This window comes from Emticicia sp. (genome assembly GCF_049241225.1).
Lineage (GTDB): Bacteria > Bacteroidota > Bacteroidia > Cytophagales > Spirosomataceae > Emticicia.
Genome location: NZ_JBMLRC010000238.1, coordinates 1 through 3,458, shown reverse-complemented (window position 1 = coordinate 3,458; position 3,458 = coordinate 1). Strand labels below are relative to the sequence as shown.

At 37.0% G+C, this 3,458-nt stretch carries 1 protein-coding gene and 1 pseudogene; both read right to left on the bottom strand.

From position 1 onward, the window contains the following. Positions 1–154 precede the first annotated feature (154 nt). Positions 155–2,161, bottom strand: coding sequence for a T9SS type A sorting domain-containing protein (locus ACOVO2_RS12940; protein ID WP_421770382.1), 2,007 nt, complete (start codon positions 2,159–2,161; stop codon positions 155–157). A gap of 641 nt (positions 2,162–2,802) precedes the next feature. Beyond that, positions 2,803–3,458: pseudogene (locus tag ACOVO2_RS12935) on the bottom strand (hypothetical protein); the annotation flags it as partial.

The window sequence follows — 3,458 nt, the reverse complement described above, 5'->3', positions numbered from 1 at the left end:
AAAAAAACAGCAACCACAAATGTAGTTGCTGTTTCTGATAAATAAAACCTCAGTTTTAGCCGAGATTTTTACTCAAAAAATACCTTTTGCTCGAAAATAATTTCTTGCGGTCCACTCAAAAGACAAGGTTTTACTCAATTTATAACTAAGAACATTAATTATGCATAACAATAAATTTATCACTTTTCATCTTGCGGCCATTGACCGAAAGTTGGAAAAAGTACGTACCCTCCATCCAGGTAGCGGTGCTTACTTTGATTTTATTTTCGTTGCTTTCTAAGCCATATGAAGCCACAACTGTGCCAGACACATTGAAGAACAATAATTTGGCCGAAGGCAAACTTTCAGGCAAATTATAATCGAGCGTCAGATGGTCATCGGCTGGATTTGGATACAAAGCAGTGATTGTCACTTTACTGAAATCATCATCAGGTAAGATTGTTGCACTTTCGCACTTACAAACTTTATCCTTGAAAACACCTTCTTTTGGTGCAATGATTTCGGTTAATGTTAGTTCACGCTTCATGCTTAGCGTTTTGGTTTTGCGGTCGCGTGCTGCTACAAAATATGTACCTGGTTGAGTAGGTGTAAAGTACGTACCGGTAGCAATCGGCTTAGTAGCATTTTCATCATCGAACCAAACTACATCAGTTCCTTTGGCATTACTTACTACACTAAACGACGGAATTTCGTTGCCTGATGAAAAAGTTTCAATCTGATTGAGCACTACAGGGGCTTGTACTCCTTGTATATTACAGTTAGGAGCATTCACAATCTTACTATTGCTACATTTTCCTGAAATATCAGTGGCAACCATAGTGACATTTGGCATAAACGCCGGAATGTTTTCGATGGTATAATACCCATCTCCATGAGCAACGACATATCCTGCACTCGATTGTAAAGGCAAACGGTTGAGTCGTTTCAGATAGTCAACCGCCGTTGGCATACCAATATTTGTTGTTGCCAAGTAAGCTTGCTGAACGATACTCCAATCATCATCGAGTAATTTTACTCTTATGTTATAGCTATCAATCTTTTTATTACAATAGATTGAATCTACCACAATTTTAGGGCCCGAACATCCTTCAATGAGTATGGGGCAACAACTACTTACATTACACGAACCTACAAGTTTAGAGAAAGTATATTCTCCACCTTTTAATACACTGAGCGAGCTATCCTTATTGATAACTGCGATGTCGGCAGGTGTATTCCTAGTAATTTCTTCGTAAATGCCCGTTGATACATTTTTATAGTACCATTTTACACCACTGTATTTTTGTAATGTAACTTTATAATTTTCTCCTTTTTTGAGCGAAATAGGAACACTGACACAGCTTACACCATAATCATCCCCCCCATCGGTAGCAGTACGAGCCTTTATGTCTCGTTCTTTGCCATTCTGACGCCAAATATACGACGTTAGGTATGATAAACCTTGCAACACAATTTTGGCTTTAATAACCAATCTGATGGTTTCGCCTCCATTTACATTTCCTAAAGCCCACAGACCACTAGTTGATTCAAAAACACCTTTATCAGCATAAAAATAAACAACTTTTAGGCTACTACTGATGAGGGTCTGGATCTCTACCCCTGTGGCCGCTTTATTTCCCTTATTCGAAATAATGGTGGTAAAAGTTACTGTTTCGTTAATTGTTGGATTATGATTATCAACAGCTTGTATAAGTTCTAGGCGGCTTTCATCAACCAAATCGGCAAAATTAACGTGTTCTAAAACGATAGTTTGGTCGGCAAAACAAGTTTCCGAATTATACACCCTCACAGTATAAGAAGTAAAATTAGCAGGATTTGGTAGTCCTCTGATAACAACCTCTTTTTTGGTTGGGTCTAAAACGGTAGCCTTTGCATAAGTCATTTCGGCTGTTCCTTTTTCAGAAACAGAATAACGACGGGCATTCTGAATGTTTGATAAAATTAGCTGAGCGTCGTTGGTGTTTGGTTGTGTTACGTCTATACTTCTAAGTGTAAATATAGGTGGTAAACAATCGGCTTTAGCTGATTTTACGTTTGGTTCTTTCAATCGTGCATTTGTACTATATGCTGTCGAATTTGTAAAGACCAAACCAGCACATAATAGTACCATTACGAAGATATTACCAAAGAGTTGCTTTAGTAAACCTTGATTTTTTTTCATAACGAGTATAAACTCAATAGCATTTATAAAAACTCAATAGCTGAATTTTCTTGGTAGAAAACAGACACTTTCAAACAATGTATTTCGACATTATTAAAAATTTAAAATGGGGACATCAGGAATGGTCGTAAATGATACCGCAAGATAAGAATTTTTTCTGAAAAAGTGATTAAACGCGTACATTTTTTTCATAAAAACACTTTTTTAGAGAGCGAAACTCTCATTTTTTGGTTAAAACATTAATAAGTAGTATTTGATTGGAATAATAGGCCTGTTTCTGAGCAGTTTCTTGGATAACTAACTTATAGTCAGATTGTCTATAAATATTTCCTAGGCTTGGTATTCACCTTTTTACTTGTTGCTGTTGTCTGATATTATGACTCCGATTCTGATGATAGGTAACAAAAAGAAGGTCTTTTTTTACCGATACCCATGGGTGTAGTTTTCTTGTTATTTTTTATTTCACAAAATCCATAAAAAGACCTATTTGAAAGTATCAAATTTCAATAGTTTTTTTTAAAAAATTCCAAATTTACTTTTAACCTAATCCCAGCCCACATTTAGAAAGTGAGCTGGGAAAGGTTGTTTTTGTAGCGTATTTAGCTTTGAAATTTTGGGCTAAGCCATCGACGCGTATTTGATTACTTCGTTTTGGTAATAGTTGCAGGTTCGCAATATCCACCAGGACATCCACAATCTGTTTTTGTAAGATTAACTGGACGATCGACAGTACAACCGAACGAGTTTCTGATTCTCACAGTATAATCTTGTGTTGCTACTGTTGGGTTAGATAAATTACTTGCAAATACACCGCCTGAATAAGGTTTAGTCATAATTGGCAATGATGTTCCGGTTATAGACGAACCTGTATTATAATGAATTACCTCATCTGAGTTACGGTATCTTGTTAAGATCAATTTAGCATTGTTTTGAGAAACAGTACCAATACATAGTGAATTAACTGCGAGTACCGTTGCCACAGGTTTAGGGTCGATTGTTACAGGAACACCTGACATACCAGACTCACAACCTGTACCTGGAATTGACTGCGAAACATAGAAGTATGTCAGACCAGCTGTTGCGGTATTTGGTGTTGGAGCAGTTGTTGAAGTTGCACCACCGTTATACCAAATAATAGTGTTTCCATTTTCACCTGTTGCAGTAAGAGCCGTTGCAGTTGCATCCTGACAGTATTTAACACTTGCTACTACCGGAGCTGTTGGCGTGCGGTTTACTATCACAATTGCATCGTCACGGTTCGATTCACAACCTGTTACATTATCTTTTTGGCTAACAT

Coding starts and splice junctions, on each gene's coding strand:
- ACOVO2_RS12940 (WP_421770382.1), bottom strand. CDS start 2,161: ATGAAAAAAAATCAAGGTTTACTAAAGCAACTCTTTGGTAATATCTTC.